The sequence below is a fragment of the Streptomyces sp. DSM 41931 genome (assembly GCF_050271085.1).
In the GTDB taxonomy this organism is placed as follows: domain Bacteria; phylum Actinomycetota; class Actinomycetes; order Streptomycetales; family Streptomycetaceae; genus Streptomyces; species Streptomyces albogriseolus.
Genome location: NZ_CP189902.1, coordinates 4441154 through 4459529, shown reverse-complemented (window position 1 = coordinate 4459529; position 18376 = coordinate 4441154). Strand labels below are relative to the sequence as shown.

Below are 18376 nucleotides of genomic sequence, written 5' to 3'. Positions count from 1 at the left end.
TCACGAAGGAGTCGCGATGAGCAGCCTCGTCCGCCCCACCGACGACCGCATGATCGGCGGTGTCTGCGCCGGGCTGGCCCGGCGGTTCGGCACCTCCGCGAAGACGATGCGTGTCGTGTTCCTGGTCTCGTGCCTGCTCCCGGGCCCGCAGTTCCTGCTCTACCTGGCGCTGTGGATCCTGCTGCCCTCGGAGGACAAGGCCCGCGCGGCCTGGTAGGACGGCCCGCGCGGCGCCCTCACCCCCGAGGCGCCGTGCGGTGCCGGCCTCCCGGTCCCTGCGCGGCATCATCTCCCTGAGGCCTCGCGCGGGGCCGTGGATCTCCGAGTACGCCGATGGGGCGCGACCCGTTTCCGGGTGCGCCCCATCGGCCCGTCTCCGGCCGGAGGGTCAGCGGCCGCCGCCCAGCGGGATGCCGTTGACGTTGAGACCCTGGGTCGGGAGCTGGTTCACCGGCAGCCCGCCCAGCAGACCGGCGCCCGGTGCCTGGGAGCCGAGTTCGCCGGCGACCGGCTTGGCGGTGCCGAGTCCCTTGCCGGCCACGTCCTGGCCCGTCGACAGCGCCTCGGCCGTGCCCGGCAGCGCGCCGGACACCTGGTCCGCCGGCACGGCCTGGGTGACGGTGTCCAGCCCCGGGGCGTCCGGCAGGGCCGGGGCCGCCTGGGCGGCGCCCGCACCGGCGGCGGCGAAGGCGGCACCGAGAGCGGCGACACCGAGGGTCTTGACAGCAGACTGCTTCATGAAAGGCGTCCTCGAAATGGGATACGGGGATGTGAGCGGTGCTGCGACCGTAATCAGACGTCCCCGTCCGCCGCAAACATCGAAATGCGGACGGATGGTGAAAGCGTGGTGCGTTCACCTTTCCGCGTGACGCCCCCCTCAGCCTTCCTCTTGGGAAGAACCGCTGGTGGAGGCGGTCTGACGGAACAGCCATTCGGATTTCAGTTCCGCATATCCGGGCTTGATCACGTCATTGATCATCGCCAGCCGTTCATCGAAAGGAATGAATGCGGACTTCATCGCATTGACGGTGAACCACTGCATGTCGTCGAGCGTGTATCCGAAAGCCTCGACCAGATGCTCGAACTCGCGGCTCATGCTGGTGTGGGACATCAGCCGGTTGTCGGTGTTCACCGTGGCGCGGAAGTGCAGCCGGCGCAGCAGCCCGATCGGGTGCTCGGCGTAGGAGGCGGCGGCGCCGGTCTGGAGGTTGGAGCTCGGGCACAGCTCCAGCGGGACGCGCTTGTCCCGGACGTAGGCGGCGAGCCGGCCGAGCTCCACCGTGCCGTCGTCGCGGACCTGGATGTCGTCGATGATCCGCACCCCGTGCCCGAGCCGGTCCGCGCCGCACCACTGGAGCGCCTGCCAGATGGACGGCAGCCCGAACGCCTCGCCCGCATGGATGGTGAAGTGGTTGTTCTCCCGCTTCAGATACTCGAAGGCGTCGAGGTGGCGGGTGGGCGGGTGGCCGGCCTCGGCTCCCGCGATGTCGAAGCCGACGACGCCCAGGTCGCGGTAGCCGTTGGCGAGTTCGGCGATCTCCAGGGCGCGGGCGGCGTGCCGCATCGCGGTGAGCAGGGCGCCGACGCGGATGCGGTGGCCGTTCTCCCTGGCCCGCCGCTCGCCCTGGCGGAACCCCTCGTTGACCGCCTCGACGACCTCTTCGAGCGTCAGCCCGCCCTCGAGGTGCTGCTCGGGGGCGTAGCGCACCTCGGCGTAGACGACCCCGTCCTCGGCGAGGTCCTCGGCGCACTCGGCGGCGACCCGGACGAGCGCGTCGCGGGTCTGCATCACGCCGACGGTGTGCGAGAAGGTCTCCAGGTACCGCTCCAGGGAACCGGAGTCGGCTGCCTGGTGGAACCAGAGGGCGAGCTTGTCGGGGTCGGTGTGGGGCAGGTCGGCGTAGCCCGTCTCGCGGGCCAGGTCGACGACCGTGCCGGGGCGCAGTCCGCCGTCGAGGTGGTCGTGCAGCAGAACCTTGGGCGCCCGGCGGATCTGGTCCGAGGTGGGGGCGTTCGCGATGGTCTGGCTCGTCATTTCCGCACCATAACTCCTACGCGCGTAGATCACCGGGTGCCCGACGACGCCGATACGGAAAGGTGACCGCACGGACGGGTCGCGTACACCGTGTCTTCTGAGAATGTTCTGCCATGGCACAGCAAGCGACGCCGGTACGCACGGCCCGGCTGGGGAGGGCGCTCGGCTCGGAGCCGGCCACGGTGAACGGGGTGGCGCTGCTGCTCCCGAACGGCGAGGAGTCCTCCGCGCGCAGACCGTCGCCGCTGGCGGCGGTGTCCGTCCGCGGCCTGGGACGCCGGCTGGCCCGCGCGGGACGCGACCAGCATCTGGCCACGCATGTCGTCCACTACCGCTACCGCGGCTGGAACGGCGACGAGGCGCATCTCGCGCACGACGCCGCCTGGGCCGCCGGCGAGGCCGTACGGCGCTACGGGGACGTGCCCGTCTGTCTGGTGGGCATCGGCATGGGCGGCAGGGCGGCGCTGCGCGCGGCGGGCCACGAGGCCGTCACCTCCGTGGTGGCGCTGGCCCCGTGGCTGCCGGAGGAGGACGGGACGGCCCCGGCCGAGCCGGTGAAGCAGCTCGCCGGCCGCCATGTGCTGATCGTGCACGGCACGAACGACGCGCGCACCGACCCCGAGCTGTCCTTCCGTCTGGCGGCCCGGGCGAAGAAGGCGAACCGCGAGGTGTGCCGCTTCGAAGTCCACGCGGACGGCCATGGGTTGAGCCAGTACCGGGAGGAAGTGCTGGCGCTGTCCGAGGACTTCGTGATGGGCGTGCTGTTCGGCCGGGCGTTCTCCCGCCCGGTGCAGGACGCCCTGGCCGCTCCCCCGCCGCTGGGGCTGCGGATGCCGCTGGCGGCGGGGTTCGGGACGTCGTTACGGCACTGAGGCGGCCCGCTACGGCAGCAGGCTCCCCCGCTTGGACAGCAGGAACTTCTTGAACGCCGCCACCGGCGGGGTGTCCGGGCGGCCCGCGAGCCAGGCCACGCCGATCTCGCGGGCCGCTCTGGGGGCGGTCACCGTCAGTTCGGCCACGCCGGGGCGCGGGAAGGGGGGCGGGGGCAGCAGGGCGACGCCCAGGCCCGCCGCGACCAGGCCGCGCAGGGTCTCGGCCTCCTCGCCCTCGAAGGCGATGCGCGGTGCGAAGCCGGCCCGGGCGCACAGGTCGTCGGTGATGCGGCGCAGCCCGTAGCCGGGTTCCAGGGTCACGAAGGTCTCGTCGGCGGCCTCGGCCAGGCGGACCCGGCGGCGGGCGGCCAGGCGGTGGTCGGCGGGGACGACGAGGCGCAGCTTCTGCTCGTCGAGGCGGCGGGCCACCAGGTCGGGGGCGGACGGCACCGGCGAGGTCAGGCACAGGTCCAGCTCGCCCCCGCGCAGCCCCTCCAGCATGGCCTCGCCGTGGTTCTGCACGAGGCTGAAGCGGATGCCGGGGTGGTCGGCGCGGAAGGTGTGCAGCAGGCCGGGCACGGTCTCGGCGCCCATGGTGTGCAGGAACCCGAAGGCGACCTTGCCGGTGGCGGGGTCGGCGTCGGCGCGGACCTCCTCGGCCGCGCGTCCGATCTCGTCCAGGGCGCGGTCGACGGAGGCGTAGAAGGCGCGGCCCGCCGGGGTGAGGGAGACGGTGCGGCCGTGCCGCGCGAACAGCTCGACGCCGAGGTCCTCTTCGAGACGGACCAGGGCGCGGGAGAGGGTGGACTGCGGCACCTGCATCTCCTGGGCGGCCCGGGTGACGTGCTCGGTGCGGGCCACCCCGGCGAAGTGGGCGAGGCGCGGCGCGAGCAGCCGCGCCATCTCTTCTCTGTCTCGTGTGTCACCGGTTCGTGACAGGCGACCGTCCGACCTCCGCTGATGCTCCATGGGAACGATTATGGCGATTCCATGCATTGGACGGATCAGCGGAGACCTCCGTACGTTCGAGGCATGACTCCCGCCAGTACCGGGGCGTCCACCCGTGTGGACGCCGTCGCATCCGTCCCCTCCGCCCCGCCGCCCGCCGACGAGACCCGGATGTCCCCGGGCGGTCCCGGTTACCGCCGGATGAGTCTCGCCCTGTTCCTCGCGGGCGTCGCGACCTTCGCGCTCCTCTACTCCACCCAGGCCCTTCTGCCGCTGGTCTCCGGCGACTTCGCGGTGAGCGCGAGCGACGCGAGCTGGACCGTGTCGGCGGCGACCGGCGGTCTGGCGCTGTTCGTGCTGCCGATGAGCGCCCTGTCCGAGCGGTTCGGGCGGCGTACGGTCATGACGGCCTCGCTGGCCGTCGCGGTGACCCTCGGACTGCTGGTGCCGTTCGCCCCCTCGCTCGGGGCGCTGGTCGCGCTGCGGGCGCTCCAGGGCGCGGCGCTGGCGGGGCTCCCCGCCTCGGCGACGGCCTACCTCGCGGAGGAGGTCACGCCGAAGGCGCTGGTGACGGCGATCGGGCTGTTCGTGGCCGGCAACAGCGTCGGCGGGATGAGCGGCCGGGTGATCACCGGCTGGGTGGCGCAGGAGTGGGGCTGGCGGATCGCCGTCGGCGTGATCGGGCTGGTCGCGGTGGCGTGCGCGGTGGCGTTCCGGCTGCTGCTGCCGGCGCCGCGGCACTTCAGGGCCGGTTCGCTCGCGCCGCGCGTGCTGGCGGGCACCGTCCGCCGCCACCTCGGGAACCCGCTGCTGCGGCGGCTGTTCGCGATCGGCGCGCTGTTCATGACGGTGTTCGGGGGCGTGTACACGGTCATCGGCTTCCGGCTGACCCAGGAGCCGTTCTCGCTGCCGCAGGGCGTCGCCGGGTCGGTGTTCCTGGTGTACCTGGTGGGAACGGTGTCGGCCTCCGCGGCCGGACGGCTGGTGGGCCGGCTGGGCCGCCGGGGCGCCCTGTACGCGGGCGGCGCGACCACCGCGGCCGGGCTGCTGCTGTCGCTGGCGGACGCGCTGCCGCTGGTGCTGCTGGGCCTGGTGCTGATCACGGCCGGGTTCTTCGCGGGGCACGCGGTGGCCTCGTCGGCGGTGGGCCGCACCGCGACGGAGGGCCGGGCGCAGGCGGCCGCCCTGTACCAGTCCGCCTACTACATCGGGTCGAGCGCGGGCAGCGCGGTGGGCGCGCTGGCCTTCCACGCCGGTGGGTGGGCCGGCACGGTGGGGGTCGGTCTGGTGGCCGTGGCGGGCGTCGCGGCGATCACCCTGGCCGGGACCCGGGCGGCGGTCCGCGCCGGAGAGGTCCGCACCGCCTGACGGCCGTCTGCCGCCGACGTTCGCGGGGCCGGTGGGCAACCGGTCCCGCGACGCCTCTCACCTGCGGATTCGTCCGCTCGGGGAGCCGTTGTCAGTGGGCTGCGGTAGCTTCCGAAGTGGTGGGCGCGACGGCGCGCCGCCACAAGGCCGCTTGGGGTGGGTGGACGATGACGAACGGCACGGCGACGACGGATCCGGACGCCACGCTGGAGCAGTACCGGGTGGAGTTGACCGGGTACTGCTACCGGATGCTCGGTTCGTCCTTCGAGGCCGAGGACGCGGTGCAGGACACGATGATCCGTGCCTGGCGCAGCCTCGACAAGTTCGAGGGACGCTCCAGCCTCCGCTCCTGGCTCTACCGCATCGCGACGAACGTCTGCCTGGACATGCTGTCCGCGGGCAACAAGCGCGCCCGCCCGATGGACCTCACGGACTCCACGCCGCTGGCGCGGGCCGCCCTGTCCCCCCGCCCCGACCACACCTGGCTGGAGCCGATGCCCGACGACCGGGTGCTGCCCACCCCCGCCGACCCGGCGGAGGCCGCGGTCGCCAAGGAGTCCGTGCGGCTGGCGTTCATGGCGGCGCTGCAGCGGCTGCCCGCCAAGCAGCGGGCGGTGCTGATCCTGCGCGAGGTGCTGGCGTGGAAGGCGAGCGAGGTCGCCGAGCTGCTCGGCACGTCGGTCGCGTCGGTCAACAGCGCGTTGCAGCGGGCCCGGGCGACGCTCGCCGAGCGGCGCGAGCCGGGCGCCGACGCGGCGGTCTCCGACCCGCTGGACGAGGACCAGAAGAAGCTCCTCGACCGGTACGTGGCCGCCTTCGAGGGGTACGACATGTCGGCGCTGACCGCGCTGCTGCACGAGGACGCCATCATGACGATGCCGCCGTTCGACCTGTGGCTGACCGGCGCCGACGACATCACGGGCTTCATGACGACGCTGGGCGCCGCCTGCGCGCACTCGAAGCTGGTGCCCGTCGAGGTGAACGGACTGCCCGGGTTCGCGCAGTACAAGCCCGACCCGGAGAACGGCGGGTACGCGCCGTGGGCGGTCCAGGCGCTGGAGATCTCAGACGGCCGGATCACCGGGTTCCACTGCTTCCTGGACACGCAGCGGTGGTTCCCGCTGTTCGGGCTGCCCCTCCGTCTCGAAGCGGAGACCGACGAGGTCGAGCAGGGCGCATAGCGCCGGGGAGGGGTCGCGCAGCCGTATCCGCCCGCCGGCCCGGCGGGCGGTGAGCTGCAGCCGGGCCAGCAGGTTCACGGCGGCCAGGCCCGGCGGTCCCAGCCCGGCCACGTCGCACACCACGACACGGCCGCGCCCCCCGCCGTCCAGCAGGGCGCGCAGCGCCTCGCACGGCCCGCTCACCTCGCCCGGGGTGAGGGGGCCGCTGAGCACGAGCACGGGCGGTGTCATGGCGTCCACGACCGGTAGACCGGCCGGTCGCCCGTAACTCATCGCGCGACGGCCCGTCGCGCGGCGCCGAGGATCACATTGACCGGGGCGCGGCCCTCCCCGGAGGGTTGGCTGTATGCGCCACAGATCATCGCCGTCCCCGGGGCCCGGTGCCCTTCACCGTCACGGGGAGCCGCCGTGCAGGGGGTGCTGAGCGGGTTCCTGGTGATCGCCGTCGTCATCGGCGTCGGCTACGTCATCGGACGGCGGGGGAACCTCGGCGCGCAGGGCAGCGAGGTGCTGACCAAGCTGGCGTTCCATGTGGCGTCCCCGGCGCTGCTGTTCACCACGCTGGCCCGCGCGGACCTGTCGGTGGTCTTCTCCGGCCGTCTGCTGGTGACCGCGCTGAGCACGGCGGCGGTGGCGGGCGTCTTCGTCGCGGTGGGCGTGGCGCGCGGCTGGGGCGTCGGCCGCACCACCATCGGCGCCCTGTGCTCCAGCTACGTCAACTCCGGCAACCTGGGCATCCCGATCGCCGTGTACGTCCTGGGGGACGCCTCGCTGGTGGCGCCGGTGCTGCTGTTCCAGCTGGTCGGGGTCACGCCGGTCGCGCTGACCGTCCTGGACCTGTCGACCGCGGGCGAGAAGCTGCCGCTGTGGCGCCGGCTGCTGACCCCGCTGCGCAATCCGATCGCGCTGGGGTCGCTGACGGGGGTGGCGGTGTCGGCGGCCGGGGTGGAGATTCCCGGGCCGGTGTGGGACCCGGTGCAGCTGATCGGCAACATGGCCGTCCCCGCCGTGCTCCTCGCCTTCGGCATCTCGCTGCGGGGCAGCTCCCTGCCGCTGCGCGGAGGCGACCGGGGGGCGGTGCTCCTGGCCGTGGGGCTCAAGGCGGTGGGCCAGCCGCTGACCGCCTGGGCGCTGGCGGTGGGCGTGTTCGGCCTGCGCGGGGCGCACCTGCTGGACGTGGTGGTGACCTCGGCGCTCCCGGCCGCCCAGAACCTCTACACCTACGCGAGCAGTTACGGCGTCGGCGAACGCCTGGCCCGCGAGACCATCCTGGTCTCGACGGCGCTCTCGGTCCCGGTCCTGGTGACGGTGGCGGCGGTGCTGGGGTGATCAGGCCTCGGGGAACTCGGCCGTGTCGATGACCAGGCCGAAGGGGGCGGGGAGCGCGATCGGCTCGCCGAACTTCACACTCTTCAGCGGCCGGTAGACGTCGTCCTTCGGTTCCCCGTAGAGCGTCACGGTCGGGCCGTCGAGGGCCCAGGCGTCGACCAACAAGTAGAGGGGGATACCGGCGGCCGCGTAGGCGGCGGGCTTGCTGACACGGTCGTGGCGGGCGTTGGACTTCGAGGTGACCTCGACGACCAGTTCGGCCTGACCGGCCGGGATGTGAGTTTCGGACTCGGTGTGGTCCCGCCTGGGAGCGACTACGAGGTCCGGGATGAGCATGCCCAGGCGCGACGGCACTGCGATCGCCAGCGTCTGGAAGATTCCCCAGTCCAGCGGGATCACTGAGTAGAGGCGCCGCTGAATACTTTCAGCGATCAGATTGTGGCGATACGCGGGAGCGGGTGACACGGTGACGATCCCCTCGATGATCTCCACCTTGCTGCCCTCGGGCCATTCCATCTCCTCCCAGAACCGGACAAGGTCGTCCCAGCTCTGTTCGGGATCCTGGCTCACGGTGAGTGCGCTCATGGCGGTCTCCTATCGGTACGTCGCCGAGTACAGCATGACGAACGGGACCGGCAGGGGTCCACCGGTCCCGTTCACCCGAAAGGAGAAAACGCAGGTCAGACGATGCGTTCCAGGACCACCGGCGTGGCGGTGAAGTCCGCGTCCGAGCCGATGTCGAAGGAGCCTTCCAAGGACTGGAGCGCGTACTCGAAACGGTCGGGGGTGTCCGTGTGGAGGGTGAGGAGGGGCTGCCCCTCGGTGACGCGGTCGCCGGGCTTGGCGTGCATCTCGACGCCCGCGCCCGCCTGCACCGGGTCCTCCTTGCGGGCGCGGCCCGCGCCGAGGCGCCAGGCGGCGACGCCGACGTCGTAGGCGTCCAGGCGGGTGAGGACGCCCGACGACGGGGCCTTCACCACGTGCTGCTCGCGGGCGACCGGGAGTTCCGCGTCCGGGTCGCCGCCCTGTGCGGCGATCATGCGGCGCCAGACGTCCATCGCGGAGCCGTCGGCGAGGGCCTTCGCCGGGTCGGCGTCCTTCAGGCCGGCCGCGTCGAGCATCTCCCGGGCCAGCGCGATCGTCAGCTCGACGACGTCCGCCGGGCCGCCGCCCGCGAGGACCTCGACGGACTCGCGGACCTCCAGGGCGTTGCCCGCCGTGCGGCCGAGGGGGGTGGACATGTCGGTGAGCAGGGCGACCGTCTTCACGCCGTGGTCGGTGCCGAGGCCCACCATGGTCGAGGCCAGCTCGCGGGCGTCCTCGATCGTCTTCATGAAGGCGCCGGAGCCGACCTTGACGTCCAGGACCAGGGAGCCGGTGCCCTCGGCGATCTTCTTCGACATGATCGAGGACGCGATGAGCGGGATCGCCTCGACGGTGCCGGTGACGTCGCGCAGGGCGTAGAGCTTCTTGTCGGCGGGGGCGAGTCCGTCGCCGGCCGCGCAGATCACCGCGCCGGTGGTGTCGAGGACGTGCAGCATCTCCTCGTTGGAGAGCAGGGCGCGCCAGCCGGGGATCGACTCCAGCTTGTCCAGGGTGCCGCCGGTGTGGCCGAGGCCGCGGCCGGAGAGCTGCGGGACGGCCGCGCCGCAGGCGGCGACCAGCGGCGCGAGCGGAAGGGTGATCTTGTCGCCGACGCCGCCGGTGGAGTGCTTGTCGGCGGTCGGGCGGGAGAGCGAGGAGAAGTCCATGCGCTCGCCTGAGGCGATCATCGCGGCGGTCCAGCGGGCGATCTCGCGGCGGTTCATGCCGTTGAGCAGGATCGCCATGGCGAGGGCCGACATCTGCTCGTCGGCCACCTCCCCGCGGGTGTACGCGTCGATGACCCAGTCGATCTGCTCGTCGGTGAGTTCGCCGCGGTCCCGCTTGGTGCGGATGACGGAGATGACGTCCATGGCCATGGCTGGCGTTCCTTCCGGGGTGCGAAGAGCACGGCCCCTCCGCTCGACGCCGCCCGGGGTGCCGGGTGCCGTCGGGAGGGGCCGCACGGGAGTTACTTGGTGAGGTGCTGGGGGCCGAAGGCCTGGGGCAGCATCTCGGACAGGGGCAGGATGCCCTCGGGCGTCTCCAGCAGCAGTCCGGGTCCGCCGAACTCGTACAGCAGCTGACGGCAGCGGCCGCACGGGACGAGGATCTCGCCGCCGCCGTCCACGCAGGTGAAGTGCGTGAGCCGGCCGCCCCCGGTGCGCTGCAGCTCCGAGACCAGTCCGCACTCGGCGCACAGGCCGAGTCCGTACGACGCGTTCTCGACGTTGCAGCCGGTGACCGTGCGTCCGTCGTCGACCCGGGCCGCGACGCCGACCGGGTACCCCGAGTAGGGGGCGTAGGCGTAGGACATGGCGTCCCGCGCCGCCGCGCGCAGCGCCTCCCAGTCGACGTCGGCGGCCGCGGTCACTTGCCCTGTCCCTTCCGGTACGGCATGCCGTCCGCCTTGGGCATGCGCAGCCGCTGGGCGGAGAGGGCGAGGACGACCAGGGTGACGACGTACGGGGTGGCGGCGACGACCTGGCTCGGGACCTCGTTGGTGCCGGCGTACCAGGCGAACACGAGGGCGCCGACCACCAGGGTGACGGCCGCCTGGACGTACTTCTTGCGGATCGCCAGCCAGATGGCGCCGATGACCAGCAGCAGCGCGCCGAGCAGCAGCAGGGCGTGCACGTTGGTGGAGCCGCCGCGCAGGTTGAGGCTGTCGGTGTAGCCGAAGAGGCCGGCGCCGATGGCGAGGCCGCCCGGCATCCAGTTGCCGAAGATCATCGCGGCGAGGCCGATGTAGCCGCGGCCGCTGGTCTGGCCCTCCAGGTAGAAGGGGTTGGCCACGATGGAGAGGAAGACGCCGCCGAGGCCGGCCAGTCCGCCGGAGATGATCACGGCGAGGTACTTGTACTTGTAGACGTTGACGCCGAGGGACTCGGCGGCCACCGGGTTCTCGCCGCAGGAGCGCAGCCGCAGCCCGAACGGGGTGCGCCAGAGGATCCACCAGGTGCCGGGGACGAGCGCGACGGCGATCAGGGTCAGCCAGGAGACGTCGGTGACCAGGCCGCCGAGCAGGCCCGCGATGTCCGAGACGAAGAACCAGCCCTTGGCGTTGAGGTCGCTCAGCCAGTCGGACAGTCCCGGCACCGTGAAGTGGCCGAGGGACTCGACCGCCGGGGACTGCTTGGCGGAGCCGCCCTGGTGGCCCTCGAAGGCGAGCGGGGCCAGGTAGCGGGTGGCGCCGAGGGCGAGGATGTTGATCGCCACACCGGAGACGATGTGGTTGACGTTGAAGGTGACGGTCACGACGGCGTGCAGCAGGCCGCCGAGGCAGCCGCCGATCAGGCCGACGAGGACGCCGGTCCACGGGCCCCATTGGAATCCGGCCCAGGCGCCGAACCAGGTGCCGAGGATCATCATGCCTTCGAGGCCGATGTTCACCACGCCCGCGCGCTCGGCCCACAGGCCGCCGAGACCGGCGAGGCCGATCGGCACGGCGAGCTGGAGCGCGGTGGACATCTGGCTGACGTTGGTGATGCCGTCGGCGCCGGTGATCAGGCGCACGATCGAGGTCAGCGCCAGGGCTCCGGCGATGACCAGCAGCAGGACGGGCCAGGACATGCGGCGGCCGGTCGGCGGGGCGTGCTCCAGCGACGGCTGGTTGACGTCGGTCGCTGTGGTCGGAGCGGTCATCGGCCGGCCACCTCCTTCGTGGTGTTGTTGTCGGCGCCCAGGACGTGTCCCGCGGCGAGTTCGGCGCCGACCCGGCGCTGCTGGCGGCGCAGGCCCCACTCGCGGACGGCCTCGTAGGAGACGACCACCGAGAGGACGATCAGGCCCTGCATGATGACCGCGATCTCCTTGTCGTAACCGTGGAAGTCCAGCTCGGGCGACGCCTTGTCGAGCCAGGCCCACAGCAGGGCGGCGAAGACGATCCCGACCGGGCTGTTGCGGCCGAGCAGGGCGATGCCGATGCCGAGGAAGCCGATGCCGGTGGGGAAGTTGAGGTTGTACGTGTGGGAGTCGCCGAGCAGGATCGGCAGGCCCGCGAGACCGGCGATGGCGCCGGAGATCAGCATGGCGGTGAGGACCATGCGCTTGGGGTCGACGCCGCTGGCGGCCGCGGCGGAGCTGGAGGCGCCGGAGGCGCGCAGGTCGAAGCCGAAGCGGGTGCGGTTGAGGACGACCCAGTAGCCGATGCCGAGGAGCACCGCGAGGACGACCAGGCCGTAGATCTCGCCGGCCGCGCCGAGGTCGATGCCCGGGATCCAGCCGGACTCGTACATCTCGCCGGTGGTGCTGTTGTTGCCGATCTTGACGCCGAAGACGTCCGGCTTCCACATGTAGACGATCAGCGAGGTGGCGATGGCGTTGAGCATGATCGTGGCGACGACCTCGCTGACGCCGCGGGTGACCTTCAGGACGCCGGCGATGCCGGCCCAGAAGGCGCCGGTGCACACGGCGGTCAGCAGCAGCAGCGGCACCTGGAGGAACGCCGGCAGGTTCGCGTGCGCGCCGACGATGGCGGCCATCATCGCGCCGAGCTGGTACTGGCCGTCGACGCCGATGTTGAACAGGTTCATCCGGAAGCCGATGGCCACCGCCAGGGCCGCGATGTAGTACATCGAGGCCTGGTTGAGGATCAGCACCTGGACGTCGGAGTACCCGGCCTGCTCGAACATGAGGGCGAACGGCTCGACGGGGTTCTTGCCGGAGGCGATCAGCACGATCGCGCTCAGCACGAAGGCCACGGCGAGCGCGATGACCGGGCCGGCCACCGCGAGGAGCACGCGCTCCTTGTCGAACTTCTTCATCAGCGGGCCTCGTCTTCCGGAGACTCGGCGGACTTGGACACGTCGGCCTGGGTCTCGGCAGGGGTCTCTTCGTGTTCGAGGTGGCCCTCGGCGGCGCCGGTCATGGCGGTGCCGAGTTCCTCCGGGGTGATGCTGGCCGGGTCGGCGTCGGCGACCAGCTTGCCGTCGTAGATCACGCGGAGGGTGTCGGACAGGCCGATCAGCTCGTCCAGGTCGGCGGAGATCAGCAGCACGGCCAGGCCCTCGCGGCGGGCCTCGCGGATGTGGTCCCAGATCGCGGCCTGCGCGCCGACGTCCACACCGCGGGTGGGGTGGGCGGCGATCAGGAAGCGCGGCGTGTGGCTCATCTCGCGGCCGACGATCAGCTTCTGCTGGTTGCCGCCGGACAGGGAGGCCGCGGTGACGTCGATGCCGGGGGTGCGGACGTCGTACTCGGCGACGATGCGGCGGGTGTCCTCCTGGGCGGCCTTCGGGTCCAGCCAGACGCCCTTGGCGTTGGGCTTCTCCGTGACGTGGCCGAGGATGCGGTTCTCCCAGAGGGGGGCCTCCAGCAGCAGGCCGTGGCGGTGGCGGTCCTCGGGGATGTAGCCGATGCCCTCCTCGCGGCGCTTGCGGGTGGGCCAGGAGGTGATCTCCTCGTCGGCCAGCCGGATCACGCCGGAGTCGGCGTGGCGCAGGCCGATGAGGGCGTCGACCAGTTCGGTCTGGCCGTTGCCCTCGACGCCGGCGATGCCCAGGATCTCGCCCTCGTGGATGGTGAAGGTGATGTCGTCGAGGAGGGCCTTGCCGCCGGGGGCGGCCAGGCGCAGCTTGTCGACGGTGATGACGGGCCGGTCGGTGACCGTGGACTCGGCCGTCTCCGGGGTGGGCAGCTCGCTGCCGACCATCAGCTCGGCGAGCTGGCGCGGGGTGGTCTCGGAGGGCACGGCGGTGCCGACCGTGGTGCCGCGGCGGATGACGGTGATGTCGTCGGCGACGGACAGCACCTCGCCCAGCTTGTGGGAGATGAAGATGACGGACAGGCCCTCGGCCTTGAGCTCGCGCAGGTTGTCGAAGAGCGCGTCGACCTCGTGCGGGACGAGCACGGCGGTCGGCTCGTCGAGGATCAGGGTGGTGGCGCCGCGGTAGAGGACCTTGAGGATCTCCACGCGCTGGCGGGCGGCGACGCCCAGCTCCTCGACCAGGACGTCGGGGCGCGCCTCCAGGCCGTAGCGCTCGGACAGCTCCTTGATGCGGCGGCGGGCCTTGCCGCCGATGCCGTGGAGCTTCTCGCTGCCGAGGACGACGTTCTCGAGGACGGTGAGGTTGTCGGCCAGCATGAAGTGCTGGTGCACCATGCCGATGCCGCGCGCGATGGCGTCGGCGGGCGACGAGAAGTTCACCTGCTCGCCGTGGACCGTGATGGTGCCCTCGTCCGGCTTCTGCATGCCGTAGAGGATCTTCATCAGGGTCGACTTGCCGGCGCCGTTCTCGCCGACGAGGGCGTGGACGGTGCCCTTGCGGACGGTCAGGTGGATGTCGTGGTTGGCGACGACACCGGGGAAGCGCTTGGTGATCCCGGCGAGCTCCACGGCGGTCACCGTTTCGTTGACCGCCGCTCCGGCCGGAGGGCTGCTGGACGCGTTGATGACGCACTCTCCTGGGGACGGGGGCCGTCTACGCGCGTAGCGCCCCTACGGCATACAAAGGGGTGGCACACCTGACCGACGGGGTGCGAGGAGCCAGGCTCCTCGCACCCCGTCGAGCGGTCGCGACCCCGCGGTGGTTCAGGGTGTGACTCAGCTCGACTTGACCTTGATCTCGCCGCTGATGATCTTCTCCTTGGCCGTCTCGATGGCTTTCTGGAGCTCGGCGTCGTCCGCGAACTTCGGGTTGGAGTTCGACAGGCTCACCTCACCCGTCTTGAGATCGCCCTTGACGATACCGGTCGCGGGCTTGCCGTCCTCGACCGACTTCGCGAGGTTGTAGACCGCCTTGGCGACATCCTTCATCGCCGAGGTCAGGATCGAGTCCTTGTACTTGGCGAGGGCTTCCTGCTTGTACTGGTCGGAGTCGACGCCGATCGCCCACACCTTGTTGGCGGCGGCGGCCTCGATGACACCCTGACCGGACAGACCGGCGGCCGCGTAGACGACGTCGGCCTTCTTCTCGATCTGGCCCTCGGCGGCGCTCTTGCCCTTGTCGGGGCTGGAGAAGCCGCCCTCCTCCGCGGTCTGCGTGAGGAACTGGGAGATGACCTTGACCTTGGGGTCGGTGTCCTTGACGCCCTGCTCGAAGCCGGCGCGGAACTTGTGGATCAGCGGGATGTCCACACCGCCCACGAAGCCGACGACGTCGGTCTTGGTGCTCTTGGCGGCGGCGACACCGGCCAGGTAGGAGGCCTGCTCCTCGGAGAACACCAGGTCGGCGACGTTCTCCGCCTCGACGGTGGCGTCGTCGACGATGCCGAAGGTGGTGTCGGGGAACTTCTCCGCGGCGGCCTTCACGGCGGACGCGTAGGCGTAGCCGACGCCGACGACCGGGTTGTAGCCCTGCTTCGCCAGCGAGGCGAGGCGCTGCTCCTTGTCGGCGTCGGTCTCACCGTCGGTGGGCTCGACATCGGCCGTCTCGTAGCCGAACTCCTTCTTGGCCTTCTCCAGGCCCGCGTACGCGGCGTCGTTGAAGGACTGGTCGCCCTTGCCGCCGACGTCGTACGCGATGGCGAGACCCTTGCCCTCCTTCGACTCCGAGGAGCCCGAGGAGGTCGAGGTGCCGCCGCAGGCGGAGAGGGCGAGGGCCAGGGAGGCGGTCGCTGCGCCTGCGACCGTGATCCGGGAAATCCGGCGCATGTGTGGTGCTCCTAGTCGTACAAGCGCCGGGACGGTACAGCTACGGCGCTGGCTTCGCCGCAGATTAACGCGCGTAGACCTGCCTGAAAACCCCTTCTGTCCACCTTGTTATGCGCCCGTGTTCAAGCCGGTTCCGCCCTGCGGGACGGGCCGTTGCTGTTCGCAAACGGAGGGTGGCGGTGGGTGAGCGCCGGGGCCCTCCGCGGACGCCTTCGGCTCAGGGCACGACGAAGCGGGCGGGCGCTCGGTGCGCCCGCCCGCTTCGTACGGGAGGTCTCCGTGCCGGACGGGGTCCGGCAGCGGGGTCACTCCGTGTTGACCTTGATGGTGCCGTCGGTGATGCCCTTCTTGGCCTTGTCCACGGCTTCCTTCAGGCCGGGGATCTCGGCCATCTTGGGGTTGCTGTCGGAGAGGCCGACGCCGTTGACCTTGAGGTCGAAGACCTGGGTGCCGGTGAGCGGCTTGCCGTCCTGGACCGACTTGGTCAGCGTGTAGACCGCGCCGCCGACGTCCTTCAGGGCGGACGTGAGGATGAAGTCCTTGTAGGCGGCGAGGGCTTCCTGGTTGTACTGGTCGGAGTCGACGCCGATCGCCCAGACCTTCGCCTTGGCCGCGGCCTCGATGACGCCCTGGCCGGAGAGGCCGGCCGCCTGGTAGATGACGTCCGCGCCCTTCTCGATCTGGCCCTCGGCGGCGGCCTTGCCCTTGTCGGGGCTGGAGAAGCCGCCCTCCTCCGCGGTCTGCGTCAGGTACTGCGGGATGACCTTGACCTTGGAGTTGGTGTCCTTGACGCCCTGCTCGTAGCCGGCCTGGAACTTGTGGATGAGCGGGATGTCCACACCGCCGACGAAGCCGACCGTGTTGCTCTTGGTGGCCTTGGCGGCGGCCACACCGGCGAGGTAGGAGGCCTGCTCCTCGGCGAAGACCAGGGAGGCGACGTTCTCGCCCTCGACGACGGAGTCGACGATGCCGAACGTGGTGTCGGGGTACTTGGCGGCGACGGCCTCCATCGCGGGGCCGTAGGCGAAGCCCACGCCGATGACCGGGTTGTAGCCCTGGCGGGCCAGCGAGGCCAGGCGCTGCTCCTTGTCCGCGTCGGTCTCGCCCTCGGTGGGCTCGACGTCGGCGGTCTTGAAGCCGAACTCCTCCTTGGCCTTGGTGAGGCCGGCGAACGCGGCGTCGTTGAAGGACTGGTCGCCCTTGCCGCCGATGTCGTAGGCGATGGCGACGCCGAGGTCGTCCTTGGAACCCCCGCTGTCACCGTTGTCACTGCTGGTTCCGCCGCAGGCGGTGGCGGCGAGCGCCAGCGAAGCGACCCCCACCGCTACGCGGGTCAGTTTGGATATCCGACGCATCTGAAGTTCCCCATTCTCCAAAGCCCCGCAGCGGGTGCTCGGTTCGGCGCACATTAACGCGCGTAGACACTCCTGGGAACGGGGTCGAGCGGGGCCGTTATCCATTCGTGCCGATGGCCGGTTACGCCCTTGTGAACCAGGGGGTCGCAGGGGAGCGAAACGGGCATGCACGTCTGCACGGCCCCACGCTGCACCCCGGGGGACCCGGCCGCAAGCGGAGCGGGCCCGGGGAGGTACGACACGCGAGGGCGGCCGTGTCCGCCGGGGACACGGCCGCCCTCGTCACGCGGACGCCGTCTGTCACGGGGCGTCCACGCCTGCGCCTCTTACCGCAGCGCGTCCAGCAGGGCCGCGGCGGTGAACAGCTCCACGCCGACGGTGATGGCGTGCTCGTCCACGTCGAAGTCGCCCTGGTGCAGGTCGCGCACGGTGCGCTCGCCGGGGGTGCGGACGCCGAGGCGGGCCATGGCGCCCGGGACGCGCTCCAGGTACCAGGAGAAGTCCTCGCCGCCCAGGCTCTGTTCGGTGCCCTCGACGGCCTCGGTGCCGCGCCGGGCGATCATCGCGTCGCGCAGCAGCTCGGTGGCCCCGGCCTCGTTCACGACCGGCGGGACGCCCCGCACGTAGGTGATCTCCGACTTGGCCCGGTGCAGATTGGCCACCTCGTCGATGGCCGCGACCACGATGTCCGGCGCCTGCCGCCAGGTCTCCAGGTCCAGGCAGCGGACAGTGCCGGAGAGTTCGGCGTGCTGCGGGATGACGTTGGGCGCGTGGCCGGACTCGACGCGGCCCCAGGTGACGGCGAGGCCGCTGCGGCTGTCGACCCGGCGGCCGACCAGCGCGGGCACGTCGGTGACGACCCGGGCGGCCGCGGTGACGAGGTCGGTGGTCAGGTGCGGGCGGGCGGTGTGGCCGCCAGGGCCCTCCAGGGCGATCTCCAGCCGGTCGCAGGCGGACGTGATGGCGCCCTGGCGCAGCCCGATCCGGCCGGCGTCGACGCGCGGGTCGCAGTGCACGGCGAGGATCCGGCCGACGCCCTCGAGCGCGCCGTCGGCGATGGCGTCGGCGGCGCCGCCGGGCAGCACCTCCTCGGCGGGCTGGAAGATCAGCCGGACCGGGCGGGGCAGCAGGCCCTGGCGGTGCAGTTCGGCCAGCACCAGGCCGGCGCCGAGCACCACGGTGGTGTGCACGTCGTGACCGCAGGCGTGGGCGCGGTCGGGCACGGTGGACCGGTAGGCGCAGCCGGCCTTCATGTCGGGGATGGGCAGGGCGTCGATGTCGGCGCGCAGGGCGAGCATGGCGGCGTCGGTGCCGGCCTCCTCGTCCGTCCCGATGTCACAGATCACCCCGGTCCCGCTGGACAGTACGCGGGGGCGCAACCCCACGCGCTGAAGGCGTTCCTTGATCGCGGCAGTGGTACGGAACTCCTGGTTGCCCAGCTCCGGGTGCATATGGAGGTCTCGCCGGAACGCCACGAGTTCCGCGCGCAGTGCCTCGGGCAGCGCGCCGGGGAGCACCGCTCCCCCGGGGAGATCGATCTCGGACTCCAGTGACATCAGTGGCTTCACCCTTTGAAGAGTAGGGCTCCGAAGCGCTCCACCTCCCCCTGATCA

The 18376-nt window shown here is 71.6% G+C and carries 18 protein-coding genes; 5 read left to right on the top strand and 13 right to left on the bottom strand.

Annotation, left to right across the window (positions count from 1 at the left end):
* Positions 1-16 precede the first annotated feature (16 nt).
* Positions 17-217 carry a PspC domain-containing protein gene (locus ACP7TJ_RS20785; RefSeq protein WP_093769409.1) on the top strand — a complete coding sequence of 67 codons (201 nt, stop codon included), beginning with the start codon at positions 17-19 and terminating at the stop codon, positions 215-217.
* A gap of 171 nt (positions 218-388) precedes the next feature.
* On the opposite strand, the gene ACP7TJ_RS20780 is transcribed toward ACP7TJ_RS20785, so the two are convergent.
* Together ACP7TJ_RS20780 and ACP7TJ_RS20775 are read right to left on the bottom strand one after the other, a co-directional pair.
* Positions 389-739, bottom strand: coding sequence for an ATP-binding protein (locus ACP7TJ_RS20780; RefSeq protein WP_093769408.1), 351 nt, complete (start codon positions 737-739; stop codon positions 389-391).
* A 138-nt stretch (positions 740-877) separates the two neighbouring features.
* Positions 878-2035, bottom strand: coding sequence for an adenosine deaminase (locus tag ACP7TJ_RS20775; protein ID WP_189910568.1), 1158 nt, complete (start codon positions 2033-2035; stop codon positions 878-880).
* A 113-nt stretch (positions 2036-2148) separates the two neighbouring features.
* Here ACP7TJ_RS20775 and ACP7TJ_RS20770 point away from each other — a divergent pair, with 113 nt between their 5' ends.
* Entirely contained in the window at positions 2149-2907 is a 759-nt protein-coding gene (locus ACP7TJ_RS20770) for an alpha/beta hydrolase family protein (RefSeq protein ID WP_093769406.1), read from the top strand.
* 9 nt (positions 2908-2916) lie between these two features.
* Here the strand turns inward: ACP7TJ_RS20770 and ACP7TJ_RS20765 are convergent, their stop codons facing one another.
* The gene (locus ACP7TJ_RS20765) at positions 2917-3876 is read right to left on the bottom strand and encodes a LysR family transcriptional regulator (RefSeq protein WP_093769405.1); all 960 of its coding nucleotides are present in this window, start codon (positions 3874-3876) and stop codon (positions 2917-2919) included.
* A 63-nt stretch (positions 3877-3939) separates the two neighbouring features.
* On the opposite strand from ACP7TJ_RS20765, the gene ACP7TJ_RS20760 reads away from it, so the two are divergent.
* Entirely contained in the window at positions 3940-5223 is a 1284-nt protein-coding gene (locus ACP7TJ_RS20760; protein WP_427764505.1) for an MFS transporter, read from the top strand.
* 167 nt (positions 5224-5390) lie between these two features.
* Positions 5391-6404, top strand: a complete 1014-nt coding sequence (locus ACP7TJ_RS20755) for a sigma-70 family RNA polymerase sigma factor (RefSeq protein ID WP_093769403.1) — start codon at positions 5391-5393, stop codon at positions 6402-6404.
* Here the strand turns inward: ACP7TJ_RS20755 and ACP7TJ_RS20750 are convergent.
* Positions 6288-6635: an STAS domain-containing protein gene (locus ACP7TJ_RS20750; protein ID WP_244353598.1), complete on the bottom strand. Its 348-nt coding sequence runs from the start codon at positions 6633-6635 to the stop codon at positions 6288-6290. The genes ACP7TJ_RS20755 and ACP7TJ_RS20750 overlap by 117 nt on opposite strands.
* Positions 6636-6812: 177 nt before the next feature.
* On the opposite strand from ACP7TJ_RS20750, the gene ACP7TJ_RS20745 reads away from it, so the two are divergent.
* The gene (locus ACP7TJ_RS20745) at positions 6813-7733 is read left to right on the top strand and encodes an AEC family transporter (RefSeq protein WP_390922175.1); all 921 of its coding nucleotides are present in this window, start codon (positions 6813-6815) and stop codon (positions 7731-7733) included.
* On the opposite strand, the gene ACP7TJ_RS20740 is transcribed toward ACP7TJ_RS20745, so the two are convergent.
* The 9 genes from ACP7TJ_RS20740 to ACP7TJ_RS20700 all read right to left on the bottom strand — a co-directional run bounded on the left by ACP7TJ_RS20740 (position 7734) and on the right by ACP7TJ_RS20700 (position 18319).
* On the bottom strand, positions 7734-8318 hold the full coding sequence (locus ACP7TJ_RS20740; RefSeq protein ID WP_427764500.1) for a Uma2 family endonuclease: 585 nt from the start codon (positions 8316-8318) through the stop codon (positions 7734-7736).
* Between the two features lie 95 nt (positions 8319-8413).
* Entirely contained in the window at positions 8414-9694 is a 1281-nt protein-coding gene (locus tag ACP7TJ_RS20735) for a thymidine phosphorylase (protein ID WP_427764497.1), read from the bottom strand.
* A gap of 92 nt (positions 9695-9786) precedes the next feature.
* On the bottom strand, positions 9787-10188 hold the full coding sequence (locus ACP7TJ_RS20730) for a cytidine deaminase (protein ID WP_078894992.1): 402 nt from the start codon (positions 10186-10188) through the stop codon (positions 9787-9789).
* Positions 10185-11459, bottom strand: a complete 1275-nt coding sequence (locus tag ACP7TJ_RS20725) for an ABC transporter permease (RefSeq protein WP_093769400.1) — start codon at positions 11457-11459, stop codon at positions 10185-10187. Before ACP7TJ_RS20725 ends, ACP7TJ_RS20730 begins: the two co-directional genes overlap by 4 nt.
* On the bottom strand, positions 11456-12580 hold the full coding sequence (locus ACP7TJ_RS20720) for an ABC transporter permease (protein ID WP_093769399.1): 1125 nt from the start codon (positions 12578-12580) through the stop codon (positions 11456-11458). The genes ACP7TJ_RS20725 and ACP7TJ_RS20720 overlap by 4 nt, the downstream gene beginning before the upstream one ends.
* Positions 12580-14160 carry an ABC transporter ATP-binding protein gene (locus tag ACP7TJ_RS20715; RefSeq protein ID WP_427764492.1) on the bottom strand — a complete coding sequence of 527 codons (1581 nt, stop codon included), beginning with the start codon at positions 14158-14160 and terminating at the stop codon, positions 12580-12582. The genes ACP7TJ_RS20720 and ACP7TJ_RS20715 overlap by 1 nt, the downstream gene beginning before the upstream one ends.
* A 198-nt stretch (positions 14161-14358) precedes the next feature.
* Positions 14359-15408, bottom strand: a complete 1050-nt coding sequence (locus ACP7TJ_RS20710; protein WP_093769397.1) for a BMP family lipoprotein — start codon at positions 15406-15408, stop codon at positions 14359-14361.
* A gap of 305 nt (positions 15409-15713) precedes the next feature.
* The gene (locus ACP7TJ_RS20705) at positions 15714-16763 is read right to left on the bottom strand and encodes a BMP family lipoprotein (protein WP_093769396.1); all 1050 of its coding nucleotides are present in this window, start codon (positions 16761-16763) and stop codon (positions 15714-15716) included.
* Between the two features lie 326 nt (positions 16764-17089).
* Positions 17090-18319: an amidohydrolase gene (locus tag ACP7TJ_RS20700; protein WP_093769395.1), complete on the bottom strand. Its 1230-nt coding sequence runs from the start codon at positions 18317-18319 to the stop codon at positions 17090-17092.
* Between the last annotated feature and the right edge of the window lie 57 nt (positions 18320-18376).